This is a genomic window from Tessaracoccus aquimaris, from assembly GCF_001997345.1.
GTDB classification, from domain to species: domain Bacteria; phylum Actinomycetota; class Actinomycetes; order Propionibacteriales; family Propionibacteriaceae; genus Arachnia; species Arachnia aquimaris.
On record NZ_CP019606.1, the window covers coordinates 2,943,200 to 2,968,715 of the forward strand.

The following is a 25,516-nucleotide window of genomic DNA, read 5'->3' on the forward strand; positions in this document are numbered from 1 at the left end:
CCTATCGGGTAGGTCGACGGTTGGTGAAGAAGCTGATGCCCACCAGGAGGGCGATGCCGAACAGCAGCGAGAGCAGCGACACGGCGGCCGCCACTTGCGGGGCCGCCTGGTTGACGAGCATCACGCCGGTCTGGAGCGTCTCCCGGGCAAGCATCCGGGCGATGGTGAACTCCCCGAGCACGACGGCGATCGAGATGAACGCAGCCGACGCGATCGCGGTCCGGAGGTTCGGGAGCACGACCCGGAGGATGACCGTTGGCCAGGATGCCCCCATCGATCGGGCGGCCGTCGCGAGGGTCTCCAGGTCGAGCGCCGACAGGCCGGAGTCGAGCGCGCGATAGGCGAAGGGCAGCACGAGGATCACGTAGGCGAAGCACAGCCAGATCGCGTCCGTGTTGAGCAGCGACGTCGAGATGAACCGGTAGATCGGCACGAGACCGACGACGAGGACGATGGCGGGTAGGGTCAGCGGGAGCAGGGCGCAGAACTCCACGATCCGCGAGAGCCTCGGCAGCCTCAGCCGCACCCAGATCATGGTCGGCACGAGGAGCGCCAGCATGATCGTGACGGTCAGGGCCGCAATGAGGAGCGAGTTGACGACCCCCTGGTAGAGCGGAGCCAACCTGCTCTGGTCCGTGCCACCGAACAGCTTGGTCCACGCGTCGAAGGACACATTGCCGGTCAGCGGGAACCGCACCGAGAACTCGAACAGGGCGTACAGCGGGTACGCGAGGAAGATCGCCACAAGGGCGAGGAGGACCACCGATGGCCAGGCGCGGCGCCTCATCGGTGCCACCTCGATGCCCGACGCTGGATCAGGGTGTACCCGCCCATGACGAGCGCCACCACAAGGATCATGCCGGTCGCCAACGCTTGCGCGTAGGCATCCATCCCTGCGTTGTTCTCGTTGCGGATCGCGCCCTCGATGGCCATCGGGACGATGATGTTGCGCTGCGAGATGAGCGCCGCGGCGGTGGCATAGGCGGAGAAGGCGTTGGCGAATAACAGCAGCAGGCAGCCGAGGAAGCTGGGCGCAAGGATCGGGGCTGCCACGCGCGCCCAGTACGTCAGGCTCGAGCCGCCCAGGTTCGCGGTCGCGTCGCGCCATTCGACGCGAAGCCCGTCGACGGCGGGCAGGAACACGATGACCATCAGCGGGATCTGGAAGTACGAGTAGACGACGATCAGGCCAGGGACCGAGGCGAGAAAGTCGCCCGGGATCACGACGTGGAAGGCGTCCGCGAGCAGTCGGGTCAGGTTGCCGTTCTTTCCGAGGACCGCGATGAAGGAGAAGGCGAGCATCACGCCGCCGAACTGCGCCAGGACGCTACACACCGCCGTGAAGACCCTGCGGGTCGTGCTGGTGATCGACGTCAAGGACAGGGCATACGCCGCTGCCCCGCCGACGACCGCACCGATCAGCGCCGAGGCGAGGGAGAGCCAGGAGGTGGTCAGGAAGATCTGCAGGGTGGCCGGTTGCAGCAGTCGGCTCATCGGTTCCAACGTGAAGACACCGTCACGGGTGCGGAAGGCACCCAGGATCACGATGACGGTCGGCAGGAAGAGAAACACCGCCAGGTATCCGAAGAAGGGGAGGGTGGCGGCGCCGTCGCGGAGGTTCCGGACGGCGCGCGCCACCGTCGAGGGGTTCGACATGATCAGGAGATCGCCGAGTCCCAGTTGTCCTGCAGGAACTTCGTCATGGCGTCGGCCTGCTCGGTGGTCGGCGACTGAAGGTCGCTCACCTTCGGCACGGCCGCCTTGGCGGCCTCGGAGAACTCGCCCTCGAACTCGGAGGCGAGCACCGGGAGCGCGCCGCCCTCTGCCCACAGGTTCTGCGCCTCGGCCGAGTAGAGGAACTCCTGCCACAGGCGGGCGGCCGCCGGGTTGGGGGCGTCCTTGTTGATGGCCTGGTTGTAGTAGGACCCGACGGCGATGTCCTTGGGCAGGAACGTCGCCCAGTCGACGCCCTGCGCCTTGAGGGAGGTCGCCACCGGCACCATGTTGTACGACCAGTCGAAGACGACGCCGTGCTCCCCGGCCTCGATCGTCCCTGGGGTGACGTCGGTCAGGTTGAGGGTCTTGGCCTCGTTGAGCTTCTTGAAGTAGTCGAGCCCGGCGGTGCCGTCGTCGAAGGTGCCGCCGTTTGCCAGGTTGGCGAGCATGAAGCCGTTGAACGCGGCGCCGGCCTCGGCTGGCTTGCCGTTCAGGGCGACCGTCCCCGCGAACTTCGGGTCGGTCAACTGGTCGAGGGAGGTGATCTCACCGAACTTGGTCTTGTTGTAGCCGACCACCATGACGCCGGTGTAGTCGTTGACCCAGAGGCCGGTGGCCTCCTTGTTGTCGGCGGGGATCTTGTCCCACTGCTCCACCTTGTACGGGGCGAAGTAGTCGGTCGAAGTGAGGGCGATGTTGGTTCCGAGGTCGAAGACGTCGGGGGCCTTATCGGTGCCCTTGTTGGCGTCGGCCGCGGCGATCTCCTCCTTGGAGGAGGCGTCGGGCGACTGCTCATTGACGGTGATGCCGTACTTCGCCTTGAACGCATCGATGACGGCGCCGTAGTTTGCCCAGTCGCGCGGCAGCGCGATGACGTTGAGCTGGCCCTCGGCCTTCGCGGCCTCGACGAGCTTGTCCATCCCGCCGAGGTCGGCGACCGAGGCGGCCGTTGCGGCGTTCGACGAGCCGGAGCCTGACGTGGTGACCTCTGCGCCGGGCGTCGACGCGCCGCAGGCGGAGAGGGTGAGCCCGAGCACCGCGAGGGCGGCCGCTGCGAGGGAACGGTAGGTGCGCATGCGCTGTCCTTTGATCTGCCGTGGCCGGGGTGGCCACTGAGGCGGACGCTAGGAGCGCAAACCCAACGATCGACGACGCCATGGTTGCGGGCCGGGGAACATCGGACGAACGGGGGCCATCACTCCTAGTGACCGCCCCCGCGTGTCCGGTGTTTGCCGACCCTCGATCAGCGTGCTTCTGTCGCCGAGCGCGTCACGCGAGGGTCGCGTCGAGCGTGATCTCGATGCCAGCCAGCGCCTGCGACACCGGGCAGTTGGCCTTCGCGTCGGCCGCGATCTCCTGGAACTTGTCCTGGTCCAGCCCGGGGACGACGGCCCTCAGGGTCAGGTGACTTCCGGTGATGCCGACACCAGGCTGGAAGCCGACCTCGGCCGTCGTGACGACCTCCTCGGGCGGGGTGCCGTTCTGCGCGAGGCCGTTGGACAGCGCCATCGAGAAGCACGACGCGTGCGCCGCGGCGATCAGTTCCTCGGGGGTGGTGGTCGAGTCGGAGCCCTCGCTGCGGGCCTTCCAGTTGATGGGGAAGGTGCCGAGGTGGGACGAGTCGAAGGCGACGTCGCCCGAGCCCTCGAACAGGGAGCCGCGCCAGGTGGTGGTTGCCTTGTTGGTGACGGACATGAATCCTCCAAAATCTTCGGGTACAAGCCAGCCTACGAGCCATTGGGCGACCGCGCGCCGTTCCCCTTGGAGCCACCCGTCAGGGGCGGGGCGCGCGTGCCGCGACCAACTCGTCGCCGAAGAACCTGCGCTCGATGTCGAGCATCGCGAGCCGGAGCGCGCCGCGCGCGACATGGTTGCCGCCGAGCGTCGAGATCCGGATCTCCGGCATCCGGAGCACCTGGGCAGCCAGGCTCGCCGAGAACCTCGGCACCCACAGTTCGGCGAACGCCGCAGCACGGCCGCCGATGACGAGCACCTCAGGATCGAGCATCAGCGTGACGGCTGCTGCCCCCGTCGCGACGTCGTCGGCAAATCTCTCGACCCGGGCAAGCGCCCCACGCTCACCACTGGCTGCCGCCCGAAACGCGAGATCCATGCCAGGAACGAGCGCGCCCTCATTGCCCACCAGGTCTCGGACCGCGCGACCCCACCGCACCGCGGGCAGCGCACCGACCTCGCCCGCCGCTCCCCCATGTCCGCGCAGCAGCATGCCGCCGACGGTGGCCGCCGCGCCGATCCGGGCGCCCGCGAGCACGAAGGCGACATCGTCGACGCCGTCAGCAACGCCCCACTGGCGTTCGGCGAGCAGCGCGACCTTGACGTCATTGCCGACCAGCACGGGCCAGCCGAATCGCCGCCCGAACCGTTGCGGCAGGTCGACCTCGGCCCAGCCCGGTAGCGGGCTGAACAGCGCCGTGCGCCCGGACGAGTCGACGGGCCCGGTGACGGCAATGCCCATCGCCCAGACCCGGCCGGGGTCGTTCACCATGGCGTCGATGAGTGCGTCGACGACGGCGAGGCGCGCGTCGGGCATCGCCTCGGGCGCGACCCCGGCGACCCTCTCGTCGAGCAGGGTTCCCGACAGGTCACCGACCACGACGCGGACGCCATGCACCCCGATGTCGACGCCGAGCAGGAGCCCCGCCGAGGCGTGGAAGCGGTGCCTGCGGGCAGGTCGGCCGCCGAGATCGGTCGTCGACATCCCGGCGGAGGCGATCCAGCCAAGCCGCTCGAGTTCTGCGAGCGCGCCATTCACGCTCGGCCTGGAGAGGCCCGTCGCTCCCGCCAACTCACTCGCGGTCGACCCCTCGGCCTCGCGCAGGTGCCGCAGCACCAGGTGGATGTTGAACCTGCGGACGTGACCGCTGTCGAGCGAGCCGGCCATGTCAGAGCGGGTATGGGCCGGGGAGACCGTCGACGGCCGCGGAGAAGTCCACGATCCGCTCGTCGATGGCGTAGCGGTACCGCGAGAGCTGACGGGTGTTCGGCCGGGACGCGAGGTAGTCGCGCACCGCGTCCCTGTCGACACTTTCCAACCAGTCGGGAAGGTCGGAGACGGCGCGGAAGCCCGACAGGGTGGCGCAGTCGAGGAGCCACTGCCTTTGCTCAGGCGTGAGCAGGTTCTGCCTGCGCTGGAAGTAGACGACGTCGGGGTCGAGCCCGATGAGGCCCCTCAGCCACAGCCGGTTCGTCGCGTTGACCAGCGCATTGCGCCCGAGCGCATCGGTCGGTTCCGTGACCACGAAGTGGCTCCACAGCGGTGCGACGTCCGGGCCGGTGCGGACGGCGTCCAGGATGCCAAGCGACGGGAAGATCGGCGCGCCCGACCCGAGCAGGAACACGTCCGGCCCGACGGCGTCGCGGATCGTCGCGATGGCCTGCCGGTAGGCGGCCTCGCGGTCGATGTCGACGCTTCGCCGGCCGGCCACCGCACCCGCGTTGATGAAGTCGAGCTTCAGGTATGTGAAGCCCCAGTCCTTGACGACTCGGCGCACCGTCTCGACGAGGTGGTCGCGGGCGTCGGCGCGGGTGAAGTCGAACGTGTAGTAGTGGCTTCCCCAGTTCTCCCCCGCGCGGACGAGGTCGCCGTTGCCGTCGCGCAGCAGCATCTCGGGGTGCCGCGCCACGATCTCGGACCCGGGCAGCGCGATGAACGGCGCGATCCAGAGGCCGGGGCGGAGGCCGGCCTGGGCGATCCCGTCCGCGGTGGCGCGCATGCCGCCCGGGAACTTCTCGTTGGGCTGCCAGTCGCCGACGATGCGCTCCCAGCCGTCGTCGATCTGCACGGTGTCGAAGCCGAGGCCGGGCAGTTCCGGGACGATGTCGTCGAGCAGCGCCTGGGAAACGCCCTCGTAGAGCGAGTACCAGGAGCACCAGACGGCACCGGGCTCGGCCGTCATCGCTCCGTATCTGTCGGCCAGCAGCGCCCTGTAGCGGGCGAGAACGTCCTGCTCTGCGCCGCGCAGCAGCACCCAGGTTCCGGGGCGGCCGGTCTCGGTCCATCCGGTCAGGACGTCCGTGTCCGCACGCAACCGGGGTGTCTCCCCCTCCATGCAGCCGAGGAGCACGCTGCCTGACTCGCCGGTGACGACCATCATCCACGAGGAATGGTGCCGGACGACGTCATGGTGGGCAGGGTCGTCGGCCGTCTGCAGTCGGTCGGCCCGCAGGACGCGCAGTGGTTCCTCGTCGATCCGGCGCCAGCCGGCCGGAGACCACGAGTTCTGACCGGTGCGGTAGACGTCGCCCTGCGCGATGCCGTGCAGCAGGGCGATCCTGGCGGCCTCGATCACCGACTCCTCGACGCCGGAGACGACCTCGGAGGGCCCGGCGACCACGCGGCCGTCGTGGTGAATGGGAAGTGGGTCGCGCACGGTGCTCCGATCAGTCACTCGACGCCCGACTGGCGCCTCCGAGGTTAGGAAACTACTTTTACAAACCTGGGTCAAGAATCGCTCACCGTTCGCCGCTACCGTGGGCCCATGGCGCCGCTGCTGTATCCCAAGGACCCCCAGTTCGAGACAGAATCGGAGCGGGCTGTGTGGACACGACTACGGGATACTCTGCGGCCCGATGACGCGCTGATCGCCAACTACCGCCTCACCGACGCGCGCAAGGACCACGAGGCCGACCTGATCGCCGTGCTTCCCGGCGTGGGGGTGATCGTCATCGAGGTCAAGGGCGCGGGCACCAAGTGCCGCGACGGGCAGTGGTACATCTGGCGCGAGCGGGAGGGACGCGACGTGCCGATCGACCCGGTGGGCCAGGCTCGGGACGCCCGCTACGCCGTCCGCGACTACATTGAGGGCGACCCGCTCTGGAAGGCCTCCTCACACGGTCGGATCCGGTCGGCCCACACGGTCGTGGCCCCATTCACGACGCTCGACGAGGCGTTCCACCTGCCCGACTGCCCGCGGTGGATGATCCACGACTCGACCGACCAGGACGACATCGCGAAACGGATCGCCGGGGTGGCCCGAGAGACGATCAAGGCCCCGGACGCCGATGCCTGCGAGCTGATCGTCGAGATCCTGACGAGCAAGGGGCGCCGGACGGCGCCGGATGTCGAGGGCGAGTCGGCCGAGCGGCAGGAACGCGCCGACCGACTGACGCAGGAGCAGTCCCTGATTCTGGACGTCACGAGGCTGCTGCGGCGCGTCGAGGTCCGCGGTGGGGCGGGCAGCGGCAAGACCGTCCTCGCACTCACCCAGGCACGCCAACTGGCACAGGGTCGCACTGGACGAAAGGCCGAGCGCGTCGCGCTGCTGTGCTACTCACTCGGCCTGGCCAGCCACTTTCGACGCGAGGTCGCCGGGTGGAACTACAAGCAGCGCCCAGCGTTCGTCGGCACCTTCGAGGCGCTCGCCAACTTGTGGGGAATCGAGTCGGGTTCGCGTGACGACCCCAACTTCTGGGAGGTCCAACTCCCACTCCTGATGTCCGAGCGTGCGGCGCAACTTCCCCCGGGCGAGCGGTTCGACGCGTTCGTCGTCGACGAGGCGCAGGACTTCGCAGAGAGTTGGTGGTCACCACTGCTCGCGGCGCTGCGCGACGAGGCCGACGGCGGGTTGTACCTCTACTCCGACGCGAACCAGCGACTGTTCCAGCGGTTCGGGAACCCGCCCGTGCCGCTCGTGCCCCTGATGCTGGATCACAACCTCCGAAACACCAGACAGATCGCCGAGGTCTTCCGCCCGCTCGCACCGTCGCGGATGCGTCTGGAGGGCGGAGACGGGCCCGAGGTGCACTACGTGCCTGCCTCCGTCGACGACGCGATGGACGTCGCCGACGATCAGGTCGAGGCGCTGCTCGACGAGGGCTGGTCGCCGGGCAGCATCGCGCTGCTCACGACCGGGCGCCGGCATCCAGAACAGGCGTCGCGTCAGGAGCACGGCGGCCAGGACGGCTACTGGGAGACATTCGACGACCCCGACCTCGTCTTCTACGGCCATGTGCTCGGCTTCAAGGGCCTCGAACGGCGGGCCATCGTGCTGTGCGTGAACGAGGACGGCACCAAGGACCGGTTCAGGGAGCGCATCTACGTGGGGCTGTCCCGGGCGACCGACCGACTGATCGTCGTCGGGGACCCGGACGCCATCGCCCGCTCTGACGCGGAGGTCGTCAAGGCGCTGCGGCGAGGCGCTCAGCCTGCGGCCTCCACCACCTGAGGCGGCACGCTTGGGGCCCTCAGCCGTCGCACCTCGGGTGACAGGAGCGCAAGGACGACGGTGACAAGCATCAGGAGGGCCGCGCCGATCATCGAGGGGCGCGCTCCCCACCACACGACGGCGTGGCCGGCGAGCAGCAGGCCGATGGGTCCGAACATGAGCGACCCGAACGCGTCGTAGGCCGCGACGCGGGACAGCGCCTCTGCGGGGACGAGGCTCTGCATGGTGGTGTTCCACAGGACGCCGAAGATGTCGAATGCCATGCCCATCACGACGGCGAGGAGAACGACGATCCAGAGCGGCGCCCCGAGGCCGAGCGCCAGGAAGGTCGGGGTCGCGAGCGCGGTCAGCAGCACGCCGACCAGGATCGGTCGACTCGGGCGGATCCGCATGGCGATCAGCACGCCGAGGACCATGCCGACGGCGTCGCCGGCCAGCACCCACGCCCACGGCGTGGCGCCGCCCATCTCGGTGTCGGCGAGCACGGGGCCGAGCACTCCGAAGCAGGCCTGGAAGAGCAGCACCAGCATCGAGAACTGGAGCACGACGACCCAGATCCACTGCCGCGAGGAGAACTCGCGCCAGCCGCGCTTGAGGTCGCCGAGCGTCGACCCGGAGTCGCCGCGCCGATCCGCGAGTCCGCGCAGGCCCGAGATGATCAGACCAGAGGTCGCGAACAACGCGCCGGCCCCGATCAGCGCCCAGGCTCCTCCGACGACGGCGACGATCCAACCGGCGAACACCAACCCCGCGATCCTCGCAGTGTTCGCACCGAGCGCGAGCAGCGCGTTGCCCGACTGAAGTTGGGTGGGCTTGAGCACCTCGGGGATGATCCCGGTCAGCGCGGGCATCATCGTCGCGATGCCGACACCGCTGAACGCCGCCGCAACGCACAACTCCCAGAGGGACGGATCGCCGAGGAGGAGCAGCAGGCCGAGCGCAGTGAATGCGGTCGCCGACAGGAACTCCCCGACCATCATGACGCGCTGCCGCGGGAACCGGTCCGCGATCACGCCGCCGAACAGCAGGAAGGCGACCATCGGGACGCTCTCGGCTGTGAGGACGTAGGACAACGTCTCGCTGGTTCCGCCGGGCAGGTGCAGCACGCCGAAGGCGAGCGCGACGGGCGCGAACGACGACCCACCCATGGACGCGGTGCGGGCGAAGAAGAGGCGCGAGAACTGAGGATCGCGCAGCAGCGACCAATCGGCTCTCATGATCTCTCCTGACGGGGTGCGGCAATCAATGGTGCAGCAGCCCGCCGCCCGGCACGAAATCGGCCGACGCCCCTGGGAGAAGCGGCTTGCCAGCGACCCAGGAAAAGCCGAGAGGGCAGGCACCGTGATGGTGCCTGCCCTCTCGGGGTCTAGATCGTTACGCTCAGAGCGCGCGGATGTTGGTTGCCTGGGGACCCTTGGGGCCCTGCTCGGTCTCGAACTCGACCTTCTGGCCTTCTTCGAGGGTCTTGTAGCCGGAGCCAACGATCGCACGGAAGTGCGCGAAAAGATCGGCGCTGCCGTCATCGGGAGCGATGAAGCCGTAGCCCTTTTCGGAGTTGAACCACTTGACGGTTCCTGTGGACATGATGTGTTTCCTTTGTGTCGCAGGCAGGCACAACCCATACCTCAGGTTGGCCTGTACCTGAGAGAATCCTACATGCTACGGGGTCGTCCGAATACCCAACCGCACACCTGATGCATCTCGCTGGTGGCGAAACTCGCCGCACAGGGGGCTGAGCGGCCAGATTTTGGGAGGCTACGGTTGGTCCGAGGCGCTGGATCTCGCCGTCTCACCGCACCACCGGGAGCCCGCCCATGTCGACCGAGTTCTTGGCCCTCGTCGAGCACGGGACACGCTTCTACACCCGCAAGGGGTCCTCATCTCGTTCGAGGCCGCCAAGGCGTGGATCTGGGAGGACGACGGCCCGAGCACGCACGCGTCGATCATCGACGTGGCGGAACTGATGGATCCGTCCCGCGGGCCTTCCTCGCGGGCCCCGATGAAACCTGGCTGAGGCCTCTCCTGGCGCGCCTCCTCGTCGGCGAGGACCCCGCCAGGTTGAGGTCGACGGCGATCGTTGAGTACCGCGCCCGCCACGGCGAGCCCCCAGCCGCCCTTGTGTACGACCACCCGCTGACCTGACGCCCCGGGCGCTGAACCCCAACTCGGACGGCTCGAGGCGCAACATGCATCGCGTCCAGGACCACAAGGTCGACACGAAGTCGTGCGTCCGGCTCTACTTCAGCCCTTCGTGGCACCTTGCGTCAGACCGGCAACGATCCACCTGCTCGCGAATGCGAAGAGGAGCATGGTCGGCAGGATCGTCAGCACTGCGGCGGCCGACATCGGCCCCCACTCGATGTTGAAGCTGGAGATGAACCCGTTCAGGGCCGTGGGGATGGTCTTGCGGTCATCTGTGTTGATGAGCGTGACGGCAAGGAACAGTTCGTTCCAGCAGTTGACGAAGTTGAAGATGAAGGTGGCGATGATGCCTGGTGTCATGACCGGGACGATGACCCGCCACAGCGCGCCGAATCGGGTGGCGCCGTCGACCATTGCCGCCTCCTCGAGGCTGTCCGGCACGTTGTCAAAGAACCCACGCAGCATGATCGCCGAGAAGGGGATCGTCATGGCGATGTAGATCAGCACCAGCCCGAAGCGCTTGTCGACAAGGCCCAGGTTGGTGAACATCTGATACAGCGGCCCGAGGGCGATGAACGCGGGGATCATCTGGGTGACGAGGAACGCCATCATGACAGCCCCCTTCCCCCGGAACTGGTAGCGGGAGAGGATGTAGGCGCTCAGTAGCGCGATGGCCGTCGCGACGAGGCCCGCCGCCGCGGACACGACGATGCTGTTGAGCAGGTAGGAGCCGAACTCGGATTTCTGGAAGAGGCTCGTGTAGTTGTCGAGCGTGAACTGCCTTGGCCAGTACCGCACGGGATACTCGGCGATCTGGTTGGCAGGCTTGAACGACGTCAGCAGGATCCAGTAGAGCGGGAAGATCGTGATGATGAGCCAGAACCCGAGCCCGACGATCCGGATGGCCGACAGCCACCGTGGGTCTTTGCTGATCATGACGTGCGCTCCCTGTTCAGCAGCATGAGATACATCCCGGTGAACACGACAAGCACGCCCATGATGATGAATCCGAGAGCCGAGGCGAGCCCGTACTCGCCCTGCTGTGTGTACTGGATCATCCAGGTGGTGGCGATCTGCGTCTGGTCGCCAGGCCCGCCACCGGTCATCGCGTAGATGATGTCGGGGAAGTTGAAGATCCAGATGATGCGCAGCAGCACTGTGAGCACCAAGGTGCTGCGGATGGTTGGGATTGTCACGCGGGTGAGTGTCTGCCAGCGTCCGGCGCCGTCGAGCGCTGCTGCCTCGTACAGTTCGTCGGGCACCGACTGGAGGGCCGCGAGGATCATGATCGAGAAGAAGGTGACGCCGTACCAGATGTTGGCGACGATGACGGCGACGAGCGCCAGGTCCGGGTTGGCGAGCCAGGGAACCGGCTTGCTGACGATTCCGATGCGCATCAGGAGGTCGTTGACGACCCCGAACTCGGAGTTGAACATCCACCGGAAGAGGATGCCGATGAGGAAGCCGGAGACGGCCCACGGGTAGAAAACGACCGCCTGGTACAGGCCCCTGAAGCGGAACTTCTTGCGGAGCCCAAGGGCGATGAGGAACCCGATCAGGAGTTGTGGGACGAGCGAACAGACCACCCAGATCACCGAGTTCAGCATCACCTTGCCGAACATCGGGTCGGCGATGAGGGTCTGGAAGTTGCCGAGGCCGACGAACGGGGTACTGGTCAGGTCCCAGAGCGACCACTTCCTGAACGCCATCTGGCCGCCGACGACGAGCGGGTAGTACGTGAAGATGATGACGAAGATGAAGGCTGGCGAGAGGTACGCCAGGATCGTCAGCGCAGCTCGTGCGTTGAACTGTCGCCCCGTACGGGGGCGGACGCCCTTGGCGTCCGCCCCTTGGCGACCTCATCGGTCGTGGCTGACATCGATCAGCCTTCCCACTTCTGGGTCCAGTACTCGTCCCAGCCCTTCAGGAGATCGGCGGTCGACATCTTGCCGAGCAGGACCTGCTGCAGGTCGGTCTCGGAACGCTTCATCCACTCGGTCCACCACGCGGAACTGCGCGGCTCGATGACGGAGATCCACGTGTCGGGGTTCGAGGTCATCTCGACGTAGCCGGCCCACGGCCCGGTCTTGAAGAACTCATCCTCGCCTGCGGACTTCAGGATCGGAACCAGCGAATTGTCCTGAGCGAACTTGGTGGACGGGTCACCCGAGAGCCACTTCACCAGCTTCACGGCCTCCTCCTTGTGTTTGGAGGACTCGGCGACGCCCCAGCCTGCCGTCGCCATCGGCCACGCGGCCTTGCCGGTCGGACCGACAGGGTTCGGTGCCACGTTCCACTGGTCCTTGGTCAGCGTCGAGTCGTTGACGACGGCGATGACCTCGGGGTCCTGGAGCAGGAAGGCGGTCGACCCGTTGGTGAAGGCCTGCACCATCTCGGCATAGCCCCATGCCACGGAGGACTCGGGAGATCCGGTCTTGAACAGCTCGATGTACTTGTCGAGCGCGACCTGGGACTCAGGGGTCGAGAAGATCGTCTTCCCGCTCGTGACCTTGTACGCGTTCTCGACGTCGAGGTTGTCCGCGTTGTAGGCCTCGAGGATGCTCATCAGCTGACCGGACGAGTTCGCCCCTCCACGGAACGCGTAACCGTAGCGGTTCTTGGTGGGGTCCTGGATCTTGGCTGCCTGAGAGATCAGCTCGTCCCAGCTCTTCGGCGGACCAGCGAAGCCGGCCTCCTTCACCAGATCGGTGCGGTAGAACAGGCTCAGTCCATAGAAGCCGTAGGGGACGAAGTAGGCCTTGCCGTCGGCGTCGACGGTGAACTTCTTGGTCTGGTCGGTGAGGAGGTCATAGCCCTCCCAGCCCTTCAGGTCGCCCGCCATGTCGTAGAGCCACTTGTTGTTGCTGAACGGCCCGACGGTGAGGTCACGCACCTCAAGCACGTCGACGCCCGACCCGGACTGCAGCATCTGCTGGATCTTCTGGTCGGCCTGCTCGGTGGGCGGCGAGACGAGCTGCACCTTGATGCCCGGGTTGGCCTTCTCGAAGTCCGCCAGCATGCCCTTGAGTAGGTCTGTGCGGGCAGGGTTGGTCAGTGACTCGACCATCTGGAGGGTGACGTCGCCGCCCTCCCCCTTGTTGCCTTCGTCGCCGCCGGCGCAGCCGGTCAGCACAAGCCCGAATGCCGACATCGCCGCAACAGCTGAGATCAGCTTCTTGCGCATGGATCCTCCTTGATTCTTGTTGGCTGTCATGCCTGATGTGTCCCCCCGCCGGGTTCGATAGACCACCGATGAAGCAGAGGGATTCCCACCGTGGCCAGGTACTGGTAGTCGTAGATCGAGTTGTAGGCATGGCCCGACAGGCGTAGGAAGCCGCGGCCCTCAAAGTTGGTGAAGGCGATGGCGATTCCGGTCGCATCGCTGAACGGCACCCGGAGCGCATCGGCACCCGCATGGGTGGCTCCGAGGGTGCCGGGGAGACCCACAAGTCGCAGCGGACCCACCGGTTGGCCAACGTCGGGCAACGGGTTGTCGACCAGCCCCTCAAGCGCTTGGGCAACCACGCCGCAGCCCTCGTCGAGGAGCGCAGCCGATCTTGCCCGGAGCCGCTCCCAGCCCACGGTCTCGCCCAGGTGTCGCCACGCGAAAGGTGCGGCGAGCCACGGCGTCGCGTCGAACGTGCCGCCATGGTCGAACCGCAGGGGGAAGGGGTGCGGTGAACCCCACGAGTCGATCAGCGGAAAGAGCTCCTGCCCGGACCCGCGCGCGACAAGCACAGCCGCCCCGCGGGGGCGCTCACGAACTTGTGCAGGTTGCCCACCCAGTAGTCCGCCTCACGACAGATCGGGTCGGGGAGCACTCCTGGAGCGTGTGCGCCGTCGACGAGAGTGAGGACGCCCAACGACCGGGCCTCGCGGCAGATCGCGTCGACTGGGAAGGCGCGGGCCGTGGCGGAGGTGACCTGGTCGATCACCAGCAGCGTCGGCCGCTCTGCGCGCATGGCCTCGCCGACCAGTCCGATCACCTCGTCCTCGGTGGCGTTGAGGGGGATGTCGACCACGCTTGCCCGGCCCCCCGTTCGGGCAGCGACGCGCTCGGCGCCCATCGTCACGGCACCGTATCCGTGGTTGGTGGTCAGGACGGTGACCGGTCCGCGGTCCATCAGCGACTGATAGACGACGGAAGCACCGGCAGAGGCGTTGAGGACGAAGGCCAACCTGCTTGGGTCGACCGCCAGCAGTTCCGCCATCTCCTCGCGTGCGTCCCCGACCCGGGGGCGAGCGTGGCGAACCATCGCACGGGGTTCCACTCGGCGATCTCGCGCAACCGGTTCTGCTCAGCCTGTACCGCGACGGGCACAGCGCCGAACGACCCGTGGTTCAAGTGCCGCACGCACGGATCGAGCGTCCACCGCAACTGCAGATCGGACCATCCGGGCGAAGAAATCGTCATCGACTCAAGACCTCCTTGTCTGACAATTATGTTGATCTACCGGCATCATCACCAGACTATTGACCAAATCGTTACTAATTGTCTGACAATCTCACGTACGGCATCATGTATGTCAACTGAAGGGAGCCGGATGAGCGCCGTCGAAACCGCCAGGCTCGGCCTGGCCAGGATGATCGCCTCGGGCGAGTTGGCGCCCGGCGAGTTGCTGCCAAGCGAGGCGGAACTCTGTGAACGCTTCGGCGTGTCTCGCAGCTCTCTTCGCGAGGCGCAGAAGATGCTCACCGTCGCTGGGGCACTCACCGCACGGCCAGGCAGCCGCTCGACAGTGTCCGTCATGGATGCGGCTCACGTGATGTCCGGGCTCAAGATGATCGTCCCTCTCATCCCGCTTGACCGCTTCCTTGAGCTCTATCCGCTGCGTGAAGTGTTGGAGGGGCACGTGGCCGCTGCATCGGCGGCACGCATGTCTGATGTCGATTGCGAACTCTTGCTCGCCATGGCGAGGGAACTCGCCGCCGAACCGGCAACCGACCGGGCCCAGACACTCGACGCCAAGTACCACCGCATGATCATCGAGGGCGCCGGCGACGAGATCATCGCCGCGCTGCTTGCCTCGATCCGCCGCCGAGGGCAGGACTACCGGGTATTCGAGGGCGCGGCCGGGCTCGAGCGAAAGCGGGTCAGCGACGCAGCGCACGTCGACATCGCCGAGGCTATTAGGAACCGGGACCCCGAGTCGGCGCGCTTTCTGGCGATGAACCACGTGCGCACCACGCGCCTCTGGCTCGAGGGCCTGAAGCCCGGACCCATCGTCTTCGAGAATGCCGAGTGAGAGCTCGACGATGACCCGGCCCTGAGAAGAGGCTCTTGCGGCGAGGCTCCCCTGCGTCTGACCCGCCGTGGGTGCGGGCTCGGTCACTCCGGAGTCGATTCGTCGGAGCCTAGCCAGCCTCTAGGCACCCCTCAGCGCAGCAGGAACCAGACCCCGAGCGCGACCATCGCCAGGCCCCAGATCTGGATGGGGATGAAGAGCAGGGTGTTGTAGTTGCGCCGCGTCTTGTGCAGCGCCGACGCCTCCACGAGGCCAGGATTGACCGCCTCCGAGGCCTCGAACTGCTCCTGCGTCAAGCCCATCGCCTGGGCGACAGTCTCGCGACCAAGCCGCTCCTGGAACTTCCGCGGGGCGATCATGTTGACGTACCAGCCGCCCACCACGACGGCGATCCCCGCCAGCACGAATCCGGTGCCGGTGACAGGGGAGTCGAGCAGGTCGAACGTGCCGTTGATGAGGCGGTTCGCCACGACGACCGCCGCAACAGCCAACGCAACCATTGCCCACCCGGAACCGCGATAGAAGATCACCATGGCCGTCACCGTAGGGCCCTCGGGCGGTCACTACAGCCACTTGACCTGCACCAATGGCATCGATTCACCCCTTTGGGTGTGGAACGTGGGGAACAGTCCTCGGTGCTGACTCTGGCGGCCAAGCCTGCGAAGTGGCCGAACGGACCGACCCGCCTCGATGCCTCTGACGGAAACTCCGGCACCCGCTCCGCTGCGCCCGCCTGGCCCTGTCCCGTGGGGCGCCCAACGCTCAGGCGCGGCGGCACTGACCCGCGGCGGGTGAGGTCGGCTCGGCACCTGCAAACCCACCCGGGCCACCCCTGTGGGTGTTTGGATGGGATCGGACAGGAGAACCCATGACGCACACGTGGCAGACCCGCGCCGAGACGGGCACACCAGAACTCACCGACGCCGACCTCGATCGCATCCACGCGCGCTGGCGGGCCGCGAACTACCTCTCCGTCGGCCAGATCTATCTGCTCGACAACCCCCTGCTGCGGCGCCCACTCGAGCGCGACGATGTCAAGCGTCGACTGCTCGGCCATTGGGGACCACTCCTGGGCTGAACTTCCTCTATGCGCACCTCAACCGGATCATCGCGGAGCGCAGCCAGCCGACGCTGTACGTCACCGGGCCGGGGCACGGCGGGCCGGGCATGGTCGCCAACAGCTATCTGGACGGGACATGGAGCGACGTCTATCCGGCGGTCGGCCGCGACGAGGAGGGCATGCAGCGACTCTTCAAGCAGTTCTCCTTCCCCGGCGGCATCCCGTCGCACGTCGCGCCGGAGGTGCCTGGCTCCATCCACGAGGGCGGCGAACTCGGCTACGCCCTCTCGCACGCCTACGGCGCCGCCTTCGACAACCCCGACCTGCTCGTCTTCGCCGTCGTGGGGGACGGCGAGGCCGAGACCGGCCCGCTCGCCACGTCCTGGCACTCCAACAAGTTCCTCAACCCCGTCCGCGACGGGGTGGTGCTGCCCGTACTGCACCTCAATGGCTTCAAGATCGCCAACCCGACGGTGCTCGCGCGCATCCCGGAGGACGAACTGGTCGACCTGATGCGGGGTTACGGACACCGTCCGCACGTCTTCACCGCTGGCTTCGACGAGGAGGACCCGGCGTCGTTCCACCGTCGGTTCGCCCAGTTGCTCGACGAGGTGATGGACGAGGTCGCCGAGATCCGGCGCATCGCCGCCGAGGAGGGCGAAATGGACGCCGAGCGCCCCGCCTGGCCGATGATCGTGCTGCGCACCCCAAGGGGTGGACGGGCCCGAAGGAGATCGACGGGCAGAAGACGGAAGGATCGTGGCGCAGCCACCAGGTTCCGCTTGCGAGCGCGCGCGACACCGACGAACACCTGAAGGACCTGTCCGACTGGCTCGAGTCGTACCGCGCCGAGGAACTCTTCGACGAGGCGGGCGCCCCAGTCGCGGACCTGGACGCCACCACCCCGCCCGCCGGGCTGCGCATGGGTGAGCGCCCCGAGGCAAACGGCGGCATCATCCGCCGGGATCTGCACCTCCCCGACTTCCGCGACTACGCCGTCGACGTGCCTGCACCCGGCGCAACCGTCTCGGAGGCGACGAAGGTCCTCGGCGAGTGGCTGCGCGACGTGGTCGCCGCGAACCGGGACAACTTCCGCATCTTCGGGCCGGACGAGACGGCGTCGAACCGGTTGCAGGCCGTCTACGAGGAGACGGGCAAGCAGTGGGTGGCGGAGTACGAGTCGCCCGAGGTCGACCAGCACCTGCAGCGTGACGGTCAGGTCGTCGAGATGCTCAGCGAACACCAGTGCCAGGGCTGGCTGGAGGGCTATCTGCTCACCGGCAGGCACGGCATGATGTCGTCCTACGAGGCGTTCATCCACATCGTCGATTCGATGGTGAACCAGCACGCCAAGTGGTTGAAGGTAACCGACCGTCTCGAGTGGCGTCGCCCCATCGCCAGCCTCAACTACCTGCTGAGCTCGCACGTATGGCGCCAGGACCACAACGGGTTCTCGCACCAGGACCCTGGCTTCATCGACCACGTCGTCAACAAGAAGGCCGACATCGTCCGCGTGTACCTGCCGCCATGCACGAACACACTGCTGTCGACGTTCGACCACTGCCTACGCAGCACGCAGTACGTCAACGTCGTGGTGGCGGGCAAGCAACCCAACCCGAACTGGCTGACGATGGACGAGGCGGTCAAGCACTGCACCCGAGGCCTCGGCATCTGGGACTGGGCGGGCACCGAGGTCGTTGGAGAGGAGCCCGACGTGGTGCTCGGCTGCGCCGGCGACATCCCGACTGTCGAGGTGCTGGCCGCCGTCGACATCCTGCGCAAGCGGATCCCGGACCTGAAGGTGCGGGTCGTCAACGTCGTCGACCTGATGCGACTGCAGGACGAGGACGAACACCCGCACGGCCTGTCGCACCGCGACTTCGACACCTACTTCACCGCGGACAAGCCGATCATCTTCGCCTACCACGGCTACCCGTGGCTGATTCACCGGCTGACCTACCGCCGCACCGGCCACAGCAACCTGCACGTGCGCGGCTACAAGGAGGAGGGCACCACGACGACGCCGTTCGACATGGTGATGCTCAACGACCTGGACCGCTTCCACCTGGTGATCGACGTGATCGACCGGACGCCTGGCCTCAGTTCGCGCTATGCCGGGCTGCGTCAGGAGATGGAGGACAGCCGGATCGATGCGAGGGCTTACGCCCGGATGTACGGCGACGACCCGCCGGAGATCCGCGACTGGGTGTGGCCCGACGCGGGCGACGCCGCGGCCGAATCCCAGGTGCGGGCTGCGGTGGCCGCCACCGGAGGCGACAACGAGTAGCGAACTTGCGTCCGCGGGGGCCCGGGGTCCTTCCGTGGCCAGCGGTGCGGCGACGACGGCGGGACGCTGAACGCTGCGGATTGACCGGGGACGAGGCGATACTTGGCGCGTGTCACGCACGGATCGCCCGGAGCCGCGCAGCGATGTCGACTCGCTGTTGGCCGCCGCGCGCCGCGGCGACGCCGATTCCCTTGACGAGTTGGCCGACAGCGCCCACCTCAGCCGCTTCCACCTGTCGCGGCTCCTGAAGGAGCATCTCGGCTTCCCGCTGCGCGACTTCCTCGCCGCGGCCCGCGTCGACCGCGGCATCGACGTCCTTGTCGAGGGGCATTCGGTGACCAGGTCGCAGGTCGAGGCGGGGCACGACTCAGCGTCCAGCTACACCAGGGCCTTCGCGAAGCACACGGGGATGGCGCCTTCGACGTACCGCTCACGCCTCGGCTCGCTCGCCGCGCACCTGATGCGCCACCAGGACGACGCCACCCCACTCGTCGTGCTGCACCGAGGCTTCCGGGCAGATGACCATCCTCAGCCGCACCCGCTGACGGTGCGCGTCGAGGGTGCCTCCGAGAGGGGCGCGTTGTTCGTGGCGCTGCATCCCGACCCCCTCGTCAAGGGCAAGCCACTGCTCGGCGTCGCGCTGCTCGGCACCCACGAGATCGACGTCACCGCCATCCCCGACGGCGACTACTACGCGATGGTCGTGGAGGTGCCGCGCGCGAGCAGCCTGCGGTCCTACTTCAGGATGGACGCGAACCGACGCCAACTGGAGCGCACCCCCGTCAGGTTCCCGCTGGCGGCCCCGACGGTGCTCACGCTCCCGCTTCGGGACCTCATCGAGACCGACCCGCCGATCACGATCAACCTGCCCCAGATCTTCTTCGAGTCGCTGGTCGGCAGGGTGGAGGTCGATGTCAGCAACTCGGGACAACCGGTGCGCAACTCGGGACAAGCACCGTCGTCGGGGGCCGGGTAGCGTCGTTCTCACCTACCAGACAAGGGAGAACATCATGGCAAACCTGTCGACCTACATCGCTTTCCTCGGCAACGCCAAGGAGGCCTTCACGCACTACCAGGACGTCTTCGGTGGCGAGCTTCAGCTCATGTCCTACGGCGACTTCCCACCCATGGAGGGAATGCCTTTCACCCCGGACCCCGACACCATCGCGCACGCCCAGCTCGACCTGGACGGCGGCACCATCACCGGTGGCGACGCCATGCCGGGCGAGGACTACGTCGTGCAGGGCAGCATCTACTCGCTTCTCTACACGCTCGACGACGTCGACAAGGCCAGGGAACTGATCCAGAAGCTCGTCGACGCGGGCGGCTCCATCCAGATGCCCTTCGAGCCGGCCCCGTGGGGTGCCACCTATGGGCAGGTGTTCGACAAGTTCGGCGTCATGTGGTCCTTCGACGTGCCCGCCTGAGAACCCAACTCGACGCGGCGGGGGCCTCGGCCTCCGCCGCGTCGGCGTGCGGTCAGCGCTGTTCGGGCTCCAGCACGAAGAAGATGAACGAGACGAAACGCGTCGAGCCGTTGGGCAGCAACTCGGCCGGGGTGTCGGGCGCGACGGGCGGCTCGGCGATGTCGGCGATCCGGAAGCCCGCCTCGTGGAAGGCGTCGACCATGGCGTGCAGCGGCCGGTGCCAGGTCTGCAGGGTGGCCTGGGTGCCGCCGAAGTCGCATTCCATGGGGAACTCGACGATCGGGAAGTACTTGCCGCCCTCGACGCTCAGGGGGAATACCAGGGGGTGGTTGACGGACAGGATCAGCCTGCCACCCGGCCGCAGCACGCGCCGCAGTTCGGCGAGCGCCCCGTCCCAGTCGCGCAGGTAGTGCAGCACCAGCGAGGCGACGACGTCGTCGAAGGCCCCGTCCTCGTAGGGCAACGCGTCGCCCAGGTCGAGGACCCGCAGGTCGGCGTAAGGCTGCAGTCGCTTCCTGGCGATCGCGATCATCCGGGCGCTGGAGTCGAACCCTGTCACGATCGCGCCGCGTTCGCGCAGCAGCACCGACAGCGGTCCCGACCCGCAGCCGGCGTCAAGGACGCGCCTGCCCCGCACGTCCCCGACCAGGTCGAGCATCGCCGGGCGCTCGTAGTAGTTGTTCAGCAGGTTCTCGGCGTTGTCCGCATCGTAGGCGGGGGCAAAGTCGTCGTAGTTGCTGATCGTCATGTCTCGCACGCTACCCGCGGCACGGCGCACCGAAGCTACGCTCGGCCCATGGACGCCGAACTCCCCCGGGTCGTGCTGACGACGACCGCAAGCGTCGACGGGCGGATCTCGCTCGGCCGGTCGCAGCGACTGATGGACGACCGGGTCGGGCGCCGCTGGGGCACGATGGCCGTGCCCGGCGCCTTCACCGATCGGCACGAGCAATTAGGCGCCCGCGCGATCCTCGAGGGCAGTGGCTCACTCGTCGACGTCGACGCCCCGGCACCCGAATGGCCCGTCCCGACGCCGCCGGACTCCGCCCTCCTTCGGGACCACCCGCCGGTCGCAACCGGGTCTGAGCGGTGGTACGTCATCGCCGACGGTCGCGGCCGCGTCGACTGGAAGTTCACCGAGATGGACGGCGTGCGCCTGCTGCTGCTCGTGTGCGAGGCGACCCCGACCGGGTACCTGCAGCGCCTCGTCGACCTCGGGGTCGGCTACTTCGTCGCCGGGCGCGACAGGGTCGACCTGCGCGAGGGGCTGCGGAAACTCCGCGCCAACCTCGGCCTCGAACTGGTCGTCGCCGACTCCGGCGGCACCATCAACGCGACGCTGCTGCGCGAGGGCCTGGTGGACGTGCTGGACGTCGTCACGCTTCCCGGGCTGATCGGCGGCCTGGGCGCGCCGACCATCATGGACGGGCCGGAACTGGGCGAGGACGAGTCCCCGATCCTGCTGGAACTGCTCGACGTGGCGACCAACCGGGGCGTCGTGCGGACGCGCTACCGGGTGCTGTCCTGAAGCGTGCTGTCGACGGGATTCAGGTGACGCGAACCTCTCAGTTCGCGTCCGCGAACTCAAACGTGAGGCTGACGTCGGGGTCGATGCTGCTGATGATTCCGGTGTAGAAGACCTTCGCTTGATCCTTGAGAATGTCGATGTTCGCGTCGACATATTTGGCCTCGGCCTCGTCGTTGAGAATGCCGCTGATCATCTCGGCAGTGTCGACCTCAGGAGTCACCCAACTTAGGACCCCGTTGTCTTCGGCGACCAGGCGAAAGGACTCGTCGTCATGCCCGATGAACACGAACTCCGGGATCACGATCCGGTAGCTGTTCTCACCCGTCGAGACGACCCTCACCGACTCGCCATCCAGCCCGAGTTTGGCGCTGAAGTTGTACTGGAGGAATGTGGCTCGATCGCTCCCCGGAATGTCGATTCCCAGGATCTTGCTCTTGTCGGTGCTCTCCGCGATCCCTTGGATCCCCAGGCTTAGGAGCACCACTTCCTGCTTCTTGGTCACGGACTGAACGACCTGGGTGGTTCGGCTCTCAGCATTGTTGCCGGACGCAAGGAGGACCGGCGCCAACCTGACGGCTCCAAACATCACTAATGCGCCTACCAACAGCCCAATTGTCAGCAAGCCACCGACCTTCATCGCCTTGCCCATTGAGCCCCCCCTGTTCACAACTCCTCGCGGAGAGTTCACGCCTTGACGGCGTCAGACTACTTGGGCGCTCAGACGTTTGTGCCCCCGCGCCGGGAAATATCCTGGCCATTCCGGAGACGCGTCGAAAGGGTGGTCGGTTCGTCGCTTGTCGACCATGCCGAAGCCCCGCCGACGCGACGGTCGACGGGGCCATTCAGGCTCGACTCAGCGGAAGTGACCCCGCACGGTCACCCTCTTGTTCGAGATGCTGACGATGGTTCCAGGCTTCTGCCCGGAGAGGTCCATCGTGGAGGCCCAGACGGTGCCATTAGGCGCCGTAGCGACGCTCAGCGAGCCGGCCAATGGGGCGAAGGTCGAGACCTTGCCGTGGTCAACCAGCGCGATGCCCGGCCCGAACAACTGGGCAACGTAAATCTTCGATCCAGACACTGCAAGCCCGGTCGCGCCGGACAGCCCTGAGGCAACCATGGTCGCCTTGCCGTTGCTCGGGTTGATCCTCCAGACCGCGCCGAGCGAGGCGGACTCCCCCGGGAATCCCGGGAGCGTGCTGACGTAGATGTCCCCGCCGCGCCCCACCGCGACGCCCGTCGGGACGGCCTCCGCGTAGAACGTGTCCCCGATCGCACAGTCGCCGAGCCCGAGCGCCCCGACCGACTCCGCGGTCAGCGTTACCGGCACAGGCGGCAGCACCGCGAGAGTGCGGATGGCTCCCCTGTCGGTGACCCGGAAGATCGCGTTGGCGCCTGCGTCGGCAACCAGCCAGTCACCCCGCCAGGAGGCGACGCCGTAGACGTGCGAGTCGATCCGCCCCGGTGCCGTGAAGCCCGCGGCACACGACGTCGGGTCGGTGATGCCGTAGGTGAGTGCCCCGTCGGGGTTGTGCTTGGTCTCGTAGGCGTGGACGTCGGCATAGACAGTCGTACCCTTGGGCGACCTGATGTTCAGGCCGCTCGCACTGATGATGGGTGGCTCGCTGTCGTCCTCGATCGACGACCCATAGGCCGTCCAGGCGCCGCGGGTCGCCAGCCCTGCGAGGCCAGGGATGCCCGTGAGCAGCGGCTTGATGCTGCCGTTCGACTGCAACTGGCCGATGATGCCTGGGCCTCCGTCCGCGACGAGGACGCGACTTCCGTCGACGGCCAGGCTGAAGGGCACCGCGACCTGGCTCGACCACACCTTGGTGACTGGCTCTCGGGGCGACGCCGAGGCTGGCGCCGGCGCCCCTACGATCAGCGCGGCCGCGGCACCGGCCGCGAACAGCGCACGAATTCTGCGCATTTCTGCTCCGTTCTGCCTGACTTCCTTGCCAGGCCCAACTCAGCCCGCGGAACCTCCGAACGAGGGTCCGAACGCGGGCGAGTCGCCCCCAATGACGGCTCCGGCACATAGTCTCTCCGCGCGCTCTCCCGCGCAAGAGAATCGTGACGAAACCCCGCGCGCCGCGCCGCCCGGTCACGCCCCGGTGGCCCGCTAAGGCCGGTCGCGTGACGGTGACCACATACGCGTCGTGGTCGGAGAGTCGGCGTCGTCCCTGGTCCGGGCTCGCAACGACGGGACTAGCCGATGGCCAGTTCACCGTCCTTGACGGTGACCGCCAGGGGGTCGGCGACCCAGTACTCCTGCTGCCCGTGGTTGTGGTCGGTCGGGCTGACCGCGCCGTACAGCGCCAGCCGGTAGCCACCGTCGGCGAGGGGGTCCTTGGGCAGTGGCCCCTCGACCGGACAGGCTCCCAAGGTGACCTCGACGACGCCCGACCCGCTCGCCCCCTCCGCGGCGCCGATTCCCGTGACCAGGCCGACGACGAAGTCCTTCTCGTCGGTGACGTAGCCGTGCACCCACTTCAGGCCTGCGGAATGCTTGCCGTGATCCGAGTCCAGGTTCACGTCAACCTTGATCTTGGCGGTCATGGCCTCCTGGGAGGGCTCCGCGGGGGCCGCGGTCGCCTGGAACGACACGTCACCGTGAGGCTCGGTCCACATCGACCCGCACGCCTCGGTGAGGTACTCGAGGCGGCGCTCGTCCAAGGGCTCCGCCGGCGGCGGAGATCCGGGAGATGAGCAGGCGGCAAGCGCCGCGACGGCGGCCACGGCGACCACGATTCGTTGCATGTGCGCATCCTCCCGAAGTGAGCCCCGAGGATAACCCGACGTCAGGGCAGCGCCGCGCCATGCGCCCGCCCCCGACCGGGCAACTCCGCGATCCGGCCCCACGATGGCCCGACTTGTGGTGGGCTGGGAGACCATCCACGAACGGAGATTCCATGACCACCGCCAAGGACCTGATGACCTCACCGGCCGAGACGCTCGCGCCCGACGCGACGCTCGCCGACGCGGCCCGCGCCCTCGCCAACCTCGGAATCGGCTCGATGCCGGTCGCCGACGGCGATACCATCGTCGGGGTCGTCACCGACCGCGACATCGTCGTCAGCGGGATCGCGGCGGGGCTGGACGTCAACACCGCCACAGTCGCCGACATCGCGACGACCGATGTGGTCACCGTCGGGGTCGACGACTCCGCCGAGGCTGTGGCCGCGGCCCTCGCCGAGCATCAGATCCGGCGCGTACCCGTGGTCGACGGCGGAATCCTGGTCGGCGTGATCTCGCAGGCCGACGTGGCCCGCGACCTCGACGCCGCGGACACGGGCGAGGTCGTCAAGGAGATCTCGAAGGACTAGCGCGCCGGCCAGTCCGGACCGTACTCTTCGGCGACGGCGGCGTGCGCGCGACGATGCAGCGCACGCGCCCTCGCCGAGAGGCGGTCTTCCAGGACGATCCCTGACAGGTGATCGGTTTCGTGCAGCAGACAACGCGCCAGATAGCCGGTGCCGTCGATCGAGATGGGCTGACCGAACTGGTCCTGGCCGTCGCAGATCGCGCGGAAGGGGCGCGGGAGCTGAGAGTAGGCACCTGGAAGTGAGAGACATCCTTCTGCCTCCGTCACCACCCGTCGGTCACGGGTCGGAACCTCGATGGAGGGGTTGCAGACCACACCGGCATGTCGCCTGAGCCGATCATCGACGGTGTCGTAGACGAAGACCGCGAGGTCCACTCCGACCTGTGGTGCGGCGAGTCCCGCCCCATCAGCGGCGCGGTTGGTGGCGAACATGTCTGCGATGAGGTTCCACAGATCCGGCCCAAACTCCTGAACGGGCCGCGCCGGTTTGTGCAGCACGGGGGCATCCCATCGCACGATGGGCAGCGCCAAACCGACAGTCATCAGTTGGTCCAACGGCATCGCGCACGCTCCTAGCTGGGGTGTGCCAAATCTACGTCGGGT

26 protein-coding genes and 1 pseudogene are annotated in these 25,516 nt (G+C 67.4%); 8 read left to right on the forward strand and 19 right to left on the reverse strand.

The genetic code is table 11. The features are described 5' to 3' along the window. Window position 1: 1 nt before the first annotated feature. From BW730_RS13480 to BW730_RS13505, 6 genes are all read right to left on the reverse strand, one after another. The gene (locus tag BW730_RS13480) at window positions 2–787 is read right to left on the reverse strand and encodes an ABC transporter permease (RefSeq protein WP_077686705.1); all 786 of its coding nucleotides are present in this window, start codon (window positions 785–787) and stop codon (window positions 2–4) included. Further along, on the reverse strand, window positions 784–1,656 hold the full coding sequence (locus BW730_RS13485; protein WP_077686706.1) for an ABC transporter permease: 873 nt from the start codon (window positions 1,654–1,656) through the stop codon (window positions 784–786). Before BW730_RS13485 ends, BW730_RS13480 begins: the two co-directional genes overlap by 4 nt. Window positions 1,657–1,658: 2 nt before the next feature. Further along, on the reverse strand, window positions 1,659–2,792 hold the full coding sequence (locus BW730_RS13490; RefSeq protein ID WP_077686707.1) for an ABC transporter substrate-binding protein: 1,134 nt from the start codon (window positions 2,790–2,792) through the stop codon (window positions 1,659–1,661). 193 nt (window positions 2,793–2,985) lie between these two features. Beyond that, a complete protein-coding gene (locus tag BW730_RS13495) occupies window positions 2,986–3,411 on the reverse strand; it encodes an OsmC family protein (protein WP_077686708.1) in 426 nt (141 codons plus the stop codon). Between the two features lie 79 nt (window positions 3,412–3,490). Continuing rightward, window positions 3,491–4,618: an ROK family transcriptional regulator gene (locus tag BW730_RS13500; protein WP_077686709.1), complete on the reverse strand. Its 1,128-nt coding sequence runs from the start codon at window positions 4,616–4,618 to the stop codon at window positions 3,491–3,493. Window position 4,619: 1 nt separating this feature from the next. Next, entirely contained in the window at window positions 4,620–6,107 is a 1,488-nt protein-coding gene (locus BW730_RS13505; RefSeq protein ID WP_226996817.1) for a glycoside hydrolase family 36 protein, read from the reverse strand. Between the two features lie 108 nt (window positions 6,108–6,215). On the opposite strand from BW730_RS13505, the gene BW730_RS13510 reads away from it, so the two are divergent. Next, entirely contained in the window at window positions 6,216–7,901 is a 1,686-nt protein-coding gene (locus tag BW730_RS13510) for a nuclease-related domain-containing DEAD/DEAH box helicase (protein ID WP_077686711.1), read from the forward strand. Here the strand turns inward: BW730_RS13510 and BW730_RS13515 are convergent. The 7 genes from BW730_RS13515 to BW730_RS19480 all read right to left on the reverse strand — a co-directional run bounded on the left by BW730_RS13515 (window position 7,877) and on the right by BW730_RS19480 (window position 14,254). After that, window positions 7,877–9,118 carry an MFS transporter gene (locus BW730_RS13515; RefSeq protein ID WP_077686712.1) on the reverse strand — a complete coding sequence of 414 codons (1,242 nt, stop codon included), beginning with the start codon at window positions 9,116–9,118 and terminating at the stop codon, window positions 7,877–7,879. The genes BW730_RS13510 and BW730_RS13515 overlap by 25 nt on opposite strands. A gap of 163 nt (window positions 9,119–9,281) precedes the next feature. Then, a complete protein-coding gene (gene cspE, locus BW730_RS13520) occupies window positions 9,282–9,485 on the reverse strand; it encodes a transcription antiterminator/RNA stability regulator CspE (protein ID WP_077686713.1) in 204 nt (67 codons plus the stop codon). Window positions 9,486–10,142: 657 nt separating this feature from the next. Continuing rightward, a complete protein-coding gene (locus BW730_RS13525; protein ID WP_077686714.1) occupies window positions 10,143–10,979 on the reverse strand; it encodes a carbohydrate ABC transporter permease in 837 nt (278 codons plus the stop codon). Continuing rightward, window positions 10,976–11,752 (reverse strand): carbohydrate ABC transporter permease, encoded by a 777-nt coding sequence (locus BW730_RS13530; protein ID WP_226996818.1) that lies wholly within the window; start codon window positions 11,750–11,752, stop codon window positions 10,976–10,978. The genes BW730_RS13525 and BW730_RS13530 overlap by 4 nt, the downstream gene beginning before the upstream one ends. Window positions 11,753–11,925: 173 nt before the next feature. After that, window positions 11,926–13,227 (reverse strand): ABC transporter substrate-binding protein, encoded by a 1,302-nt coding sequence (locus BW730_RS13535; protein WP_077686716.1) that lies wholly within the window; start codon window positions 13,225–13,227, stop codon window positions 11,926–11,928. 26 nt (window positions 13,228–13,253) lie between these two features. Beyond that, entirely contained in the window at window positions 13,254–13,781 is a 528-nt protein-coding gene (locus tag BW730_RS19475; protein ID WP_226996819.1) for a hypothetical protein, read from the reverse strand. Continuing rightward, on the reverse strand, window positions 13,739–14,254 hold the full coding sequence (locus BW730_RS19480) for an aminotransferase class V-fold PLP-dependent enzyme (RefSeq protein WP_237267966.1): 516 nt from the start codon (window positions 14,252–14,254) through the stop codon (window positions 13,739–13,741). The genes BW730_RS19475 and BW730_RS19480 overlap by 43 nt, the downstream gene beginning before the upstream one ends. A gap of 372 nt (window positions 14,255–14,626) precedes the next feature. On the opposite strand from BW730_RS19480, the gene BW730_RS13545 reads away from it, so the two are divergent. Further along, window positions 14,627–15,289, forward strand: coding sequence for a FadR/GntR family transcriptional regulator (locus BW730_RS13545; protein ID WP_226996822.1), 663 nt, complete (start codon window positions 14,627–14,629; stop codon window positions 15,287–15,289). Between the two features lie 131 nt (window positions 15,290–15,420). On the opposite strand, the gene BW730_RS13550 is transcribed toward BW730_RS13545, so the two are convergent. Next, window positions 15,421–15,822 carry a hypothetical protein gene (locus tag BW730_RS13550; RefSeq protein ID WP_145952870.1) on the reverse strand — a complete coding sequence of 134 codons (402 nt, stop codon included), beginning with the start codon at window positions 15,820–15,822 and terminating at the stop codon, window positions 15,421–15,423. A 335-nt stretch (window positions 15,823–16,157) separates the two neighbouring features. Here BW730_RS13550 and BW730_RS19820 point away from each other — a divergent pair. From BW730_RS19820 to BW730_RS13565, 4 genes and pseudogenes are all read left to right on the forward strand, one after another. Then, a pseudogene (locus BW730_RS19820) lies at window positions 16,158–17,244 on the forward strand (phosphoketolase family protein); the annotation flags it as partial. 27 nt (window positions 17,245–17,271) lie between these two features. Further along, on the forward strand, window positions 17,272–18,636 hold the full coding sequence (locus BW730_RS19825) for a phosphoketolase family protein (RefSeq protein ID WP_237268053.1): 1,365 nt from the start codon (window positions 17,272–17,274) through the stop codon (window positions 18,634–18,636). Window positions 18,637–18,745: 109 nt separating this feature from the next. Then, window positions 18,746–19,612, forward strand: a complete 867-nt coding sequence (locus BW730_RS13560) for a helix-turn-helix domain-containing protein (protein WP_158522667.1) — start codon at window positions 18,746–18,748, stop codon at window positions 19,610–19,612. Between the two features lie 34 nt (window positions 19,613–19,646). Continuing rightward, window positions 19,647–20,063: a VOC family protein gene (locus BW730_RS13565; RefSeq protein WP_077686720.1), complete on the forward strand. Its 417-nt coding sequence runs from the start codon at window positions 19,647–19,649 to the stop codon at window positions 20,061–20,063. A gap of 52 nt (window positions 20,064–20,115) precedes the next feature. Here the strand turns inward: BW730_RS13565 and BW730_RS13570 are convergent, their stop codons facing one another. After that, window positions 20,116–20,811, reverse strand: coding sequence for a class I SAM-dependent methyltransferase (locus BW730_RS13570; RefSeq protein WP_077686721.1), 696 nt, complete (start codon window positions 20,809–20,811; stop codon window positions 20,116–20,118). 48 nt (window positions 20,812–20,859) lie between these two features. On the opposite strand from BW730_RS13570, the gene BW730_RS13575 reads away from it, so the two are divergent. Beyond that, window positions 20,860–21,591: a RibD family protein gene (locus BW730_RS13575; RefSeq protein WP_077686722.1), complete on the forward strand. Its 732-nt coding sequence runs from the start codon at window positions 20,860–20,862 to the stop codon at window positions 21,589–21,591. 37 nt (window positions 21,592–21,628) lie between these two features. Here BW730_RS13575 and BW730_RS13580 read toward each other — a convergent pair whose 3' ends face one another. The 3 genes from BW730_RS13580 to BW730_RS13590 all read right to left on the reverse strand — a co-directional run bounded on the left by BW730_RS13580 (window position 21,629) and on the right by BW730_RS13590 (window position 24,348). Beyond that, entirely contained in the window at window positions 21,629–22,240 is a 612-nt protein-coding gene (locus BW730_RS13580) for a hypothetical protein (RefSeq protein WP_077686723.1), read from the reverse strand. 204 nt (window positions 22,241–22,444) lie between these two features. After that, the gene (locus tag BW730_RS13585) at window positions 22,445–23,518 is read right to left on the reverse strand and encodes a ScyD/ScyE family protein (protein WP_077686724.1); all 1,074 of its coding nucleotides are present in this window, start codon (window positions 23,516–23,518) and stop codon (window positions 22,445–22,447) included. Window positions 23,519–23,796: 278 nt separating this feature from the next. After that, window positions 23,797–24,348 carry a hypothetical protein gene (locus tag BW730_RS13590; RefSeq protein ID WP_145952871.1) on the reverse strand — a complete coding sequence of 184 codons (552 nt, stop codon included), beginning with the start codon at window positions 24,346–24,348 and terminating at the stop codon, window positions 23,797–23,799. A 152-nt stretch (window positions 24,349–24,500) separates the two neighbouring features. On the opposite strand from BW730_RS13590, the gene BW730_RS13595 reads away from it, so the two are divergent. Continuing rightward, a complete protein-coding gene (locus BW730_RS13595; protein WP_158522668.1) occupies window positions 24,501–24,914 on the forward strand; it encodes a CBS domain-containing protein in 414 nt (137 codons plus the stop codon). Here the strand turns inward: BW730_RS13595 and def are convergent. Continuing rightward, window positions 24,911–25,474: a peptide deformylase gene (gene def / locus BW730_RS13600; RefSeq protein WP_077686727.1), complete on the reverse strand. Its 564-nt coding sequence runs from the start codon at window positions 25,472–25,474 to the stop codon at window positions 24,911–24,913. The two genes, BW730_RS13595 and def, sit on opposite strands and share 4 nt — an antisense overlap. Window positions 25,475–25,516 lie beyond the last annotated feature (42 nt).

What these genes read in the sequence shown, in the direction of transcription:
- BW730_RS13510 (WP_077686711.1), top strand. Translation starts at nt 6,216, where the DNA reads ATGGCGCCGCTGCTGTATCCCAAGGACCCCCAGTTCGAGACAGAATCG.
- BW730_RS13490 (WP_077686707.1), bottom strand. Translation starts at nt 2,792, where the DNA reads ATGCGCACCTACCGTTCCCTCGCAGCGGCCGCCCTCGCGGTGCTCGGG.
- BW730_RS13500 (WP_077686709.1), bottom strand. Translation starts at nt 4,618, where the DNA reads ATGGCCGGCTCGCTCGACAGCGGTCACGTCCGCAGGTTCAACATCCAC.
- BW730_RS13550 (WP_145952870.1), bottom strand. Translation starts at nt 15,822, where the DNA reads ATGGTGATCTTCTATCGCGGTTCCGGGTGGGCAATGGTTGCGTTGGCT.
- BW730_RS13595 (WP_158522668.1), top strand. Translation starts at nt 24,501, where the DNA reads ATGACCACCGCCAAGGACCTGATGACCTCACCGGCCGAGACGCTCGCG.
- BW730_RS19480 (WP_237267966.1), bottom strand. Translation starts at nt 14,254, where the DNA reads ATGGCGGAACTGCTGGCGGTCGACCCAAGCAGGTTGGCCTTCGTCCTC.
- BW730_RS13535 (WP_077686716.1), bottom strand. Translation starts at nt 13,227, where the DNA reads ATGCGCAAGAAGCTGATCTCAGCTGTTGCGGCGATGTCGGCATTCGGG.
- BW730_RS13515 (WP_077686712.1), bottom strand. Translation starts at nt 9,118, where the DNA reads ATGAGAGCCGATTGGTCGCTGCTGCGCGATCCTCAGTTCTCGCGCCTC.
- BW730_RS13545 (WP_226996822.1), top strand. Translation starts at nt 14,627, where the DNA reads ATGATCGCCTCGGGCGAGTTGGCGCCCGGCGAGTTGCTGCCAAGCGAG.
- BW730_RS13525 (WP_077686714.1), bottom strand. Translation starts at nt 10,979, where the DNA reads ATGATCAGCAAAGACCCACGGTGGCTGTCGGCCATCCGGATCGTCGGG.
- BW730_RS13485 (WP_077686706.1), bottom strand. Translation starts at nt 1,656, where the DNA reads ATGTCGAACCCCTCGACGGTGGCGCGCGCCGTCCGGAACCTCCGCGAC.
- BW730_RS13580 (WP_077686723.1), bottom strand. Translation starts at nt 22,240, where the DNA reads ATGGGCAAGGCGATGAAGGTCGGTGGCTTGCTGACAATTGGGCTGTTG.
- BW730_RS13480 (WP_077686705.1), bottom strand. Translation starts at nt 787, where the DNA reads ATGAGGCGCCGCGCCTGGCCATCGGTGGTCCTCCTCGCCCTTGTGGCG.
- BW730_RS19825 (WP_237268053.1), top strand. Translation starts at nt 17,272, where the DNA reads ATGGGTGAGCGCCCCGAGGCAAACGGCGGCATCATCCGCCGGGATCTG.
- def (WP_077686727.1), bottom strand. Translation starts at nt 25,474, where the DNA reads ATGCCGTTGGACCAACTGATGACTGTCGGTTTGGCGCTGCCCATCGTG.
- BW730_RS13570 (WP_077686721.1), bottom strand. Translation starts at nt 20,811, where the DNA reads ATGACGATCAGCAACTACGACGACTTTGCCCCCGCCTACGATGCGGAC.
- BW730_RS13495 (WP_077686708.1), bottom strand. Translation starts at nt 3,411, where the DNA reads ATGTCCGTCACCAACAAGGCAACCACCACCTGGCGCGGCTCCCTGTTC.
- cspE (WP_077686713.1), bottom strand. Translation starts at nt 9,485, where the DNA reads ATGTCCACAGGAACCGTCAAGTGGTTCAACTCCGAAAAGGGCTACGGC.
- BW730_RS13590 (WP_145952871.1), bottom strand. Translation starts at nt 24,348, where the DNA reads ATGCAACGAATCGTGGTCGCCGTGGCCGCCGTCGCGGCGCTTGCCGCC.
- BW730_RS13585 (WP_077686724.1), bottom strand. Translation starts at nt 23,518, where the DNA reads ATGCGCAGAATTCGTGCGCTGTTCGCGGCCGGTGCCGCGGCCGCGCTG.
- BW730_RS13565 (WP_077686720.1), top strand. Translation starts at nt 19,647, where the DNA reads ATGGCAAACCTGTCGACCTACATCGCTTTCCTCGGCAACGCCAAGGAG.
- BW730_RS13575 (WP_077686722.1), top strand. Translation starts at nt 20,860, where the DNA reads ATGGACGCCGAACTCCCCCGGGTCGTGCTGACGACGACCGCAAGCGTC.
- BW730_RS13530 (WP_226996818.1), bottom strand. Translation starts at nt 11,752, where the DNA reads ATGGCGTTCAGGAAGTGGTCGCTCTGGGACCTGACCAGTACCCCGTTC.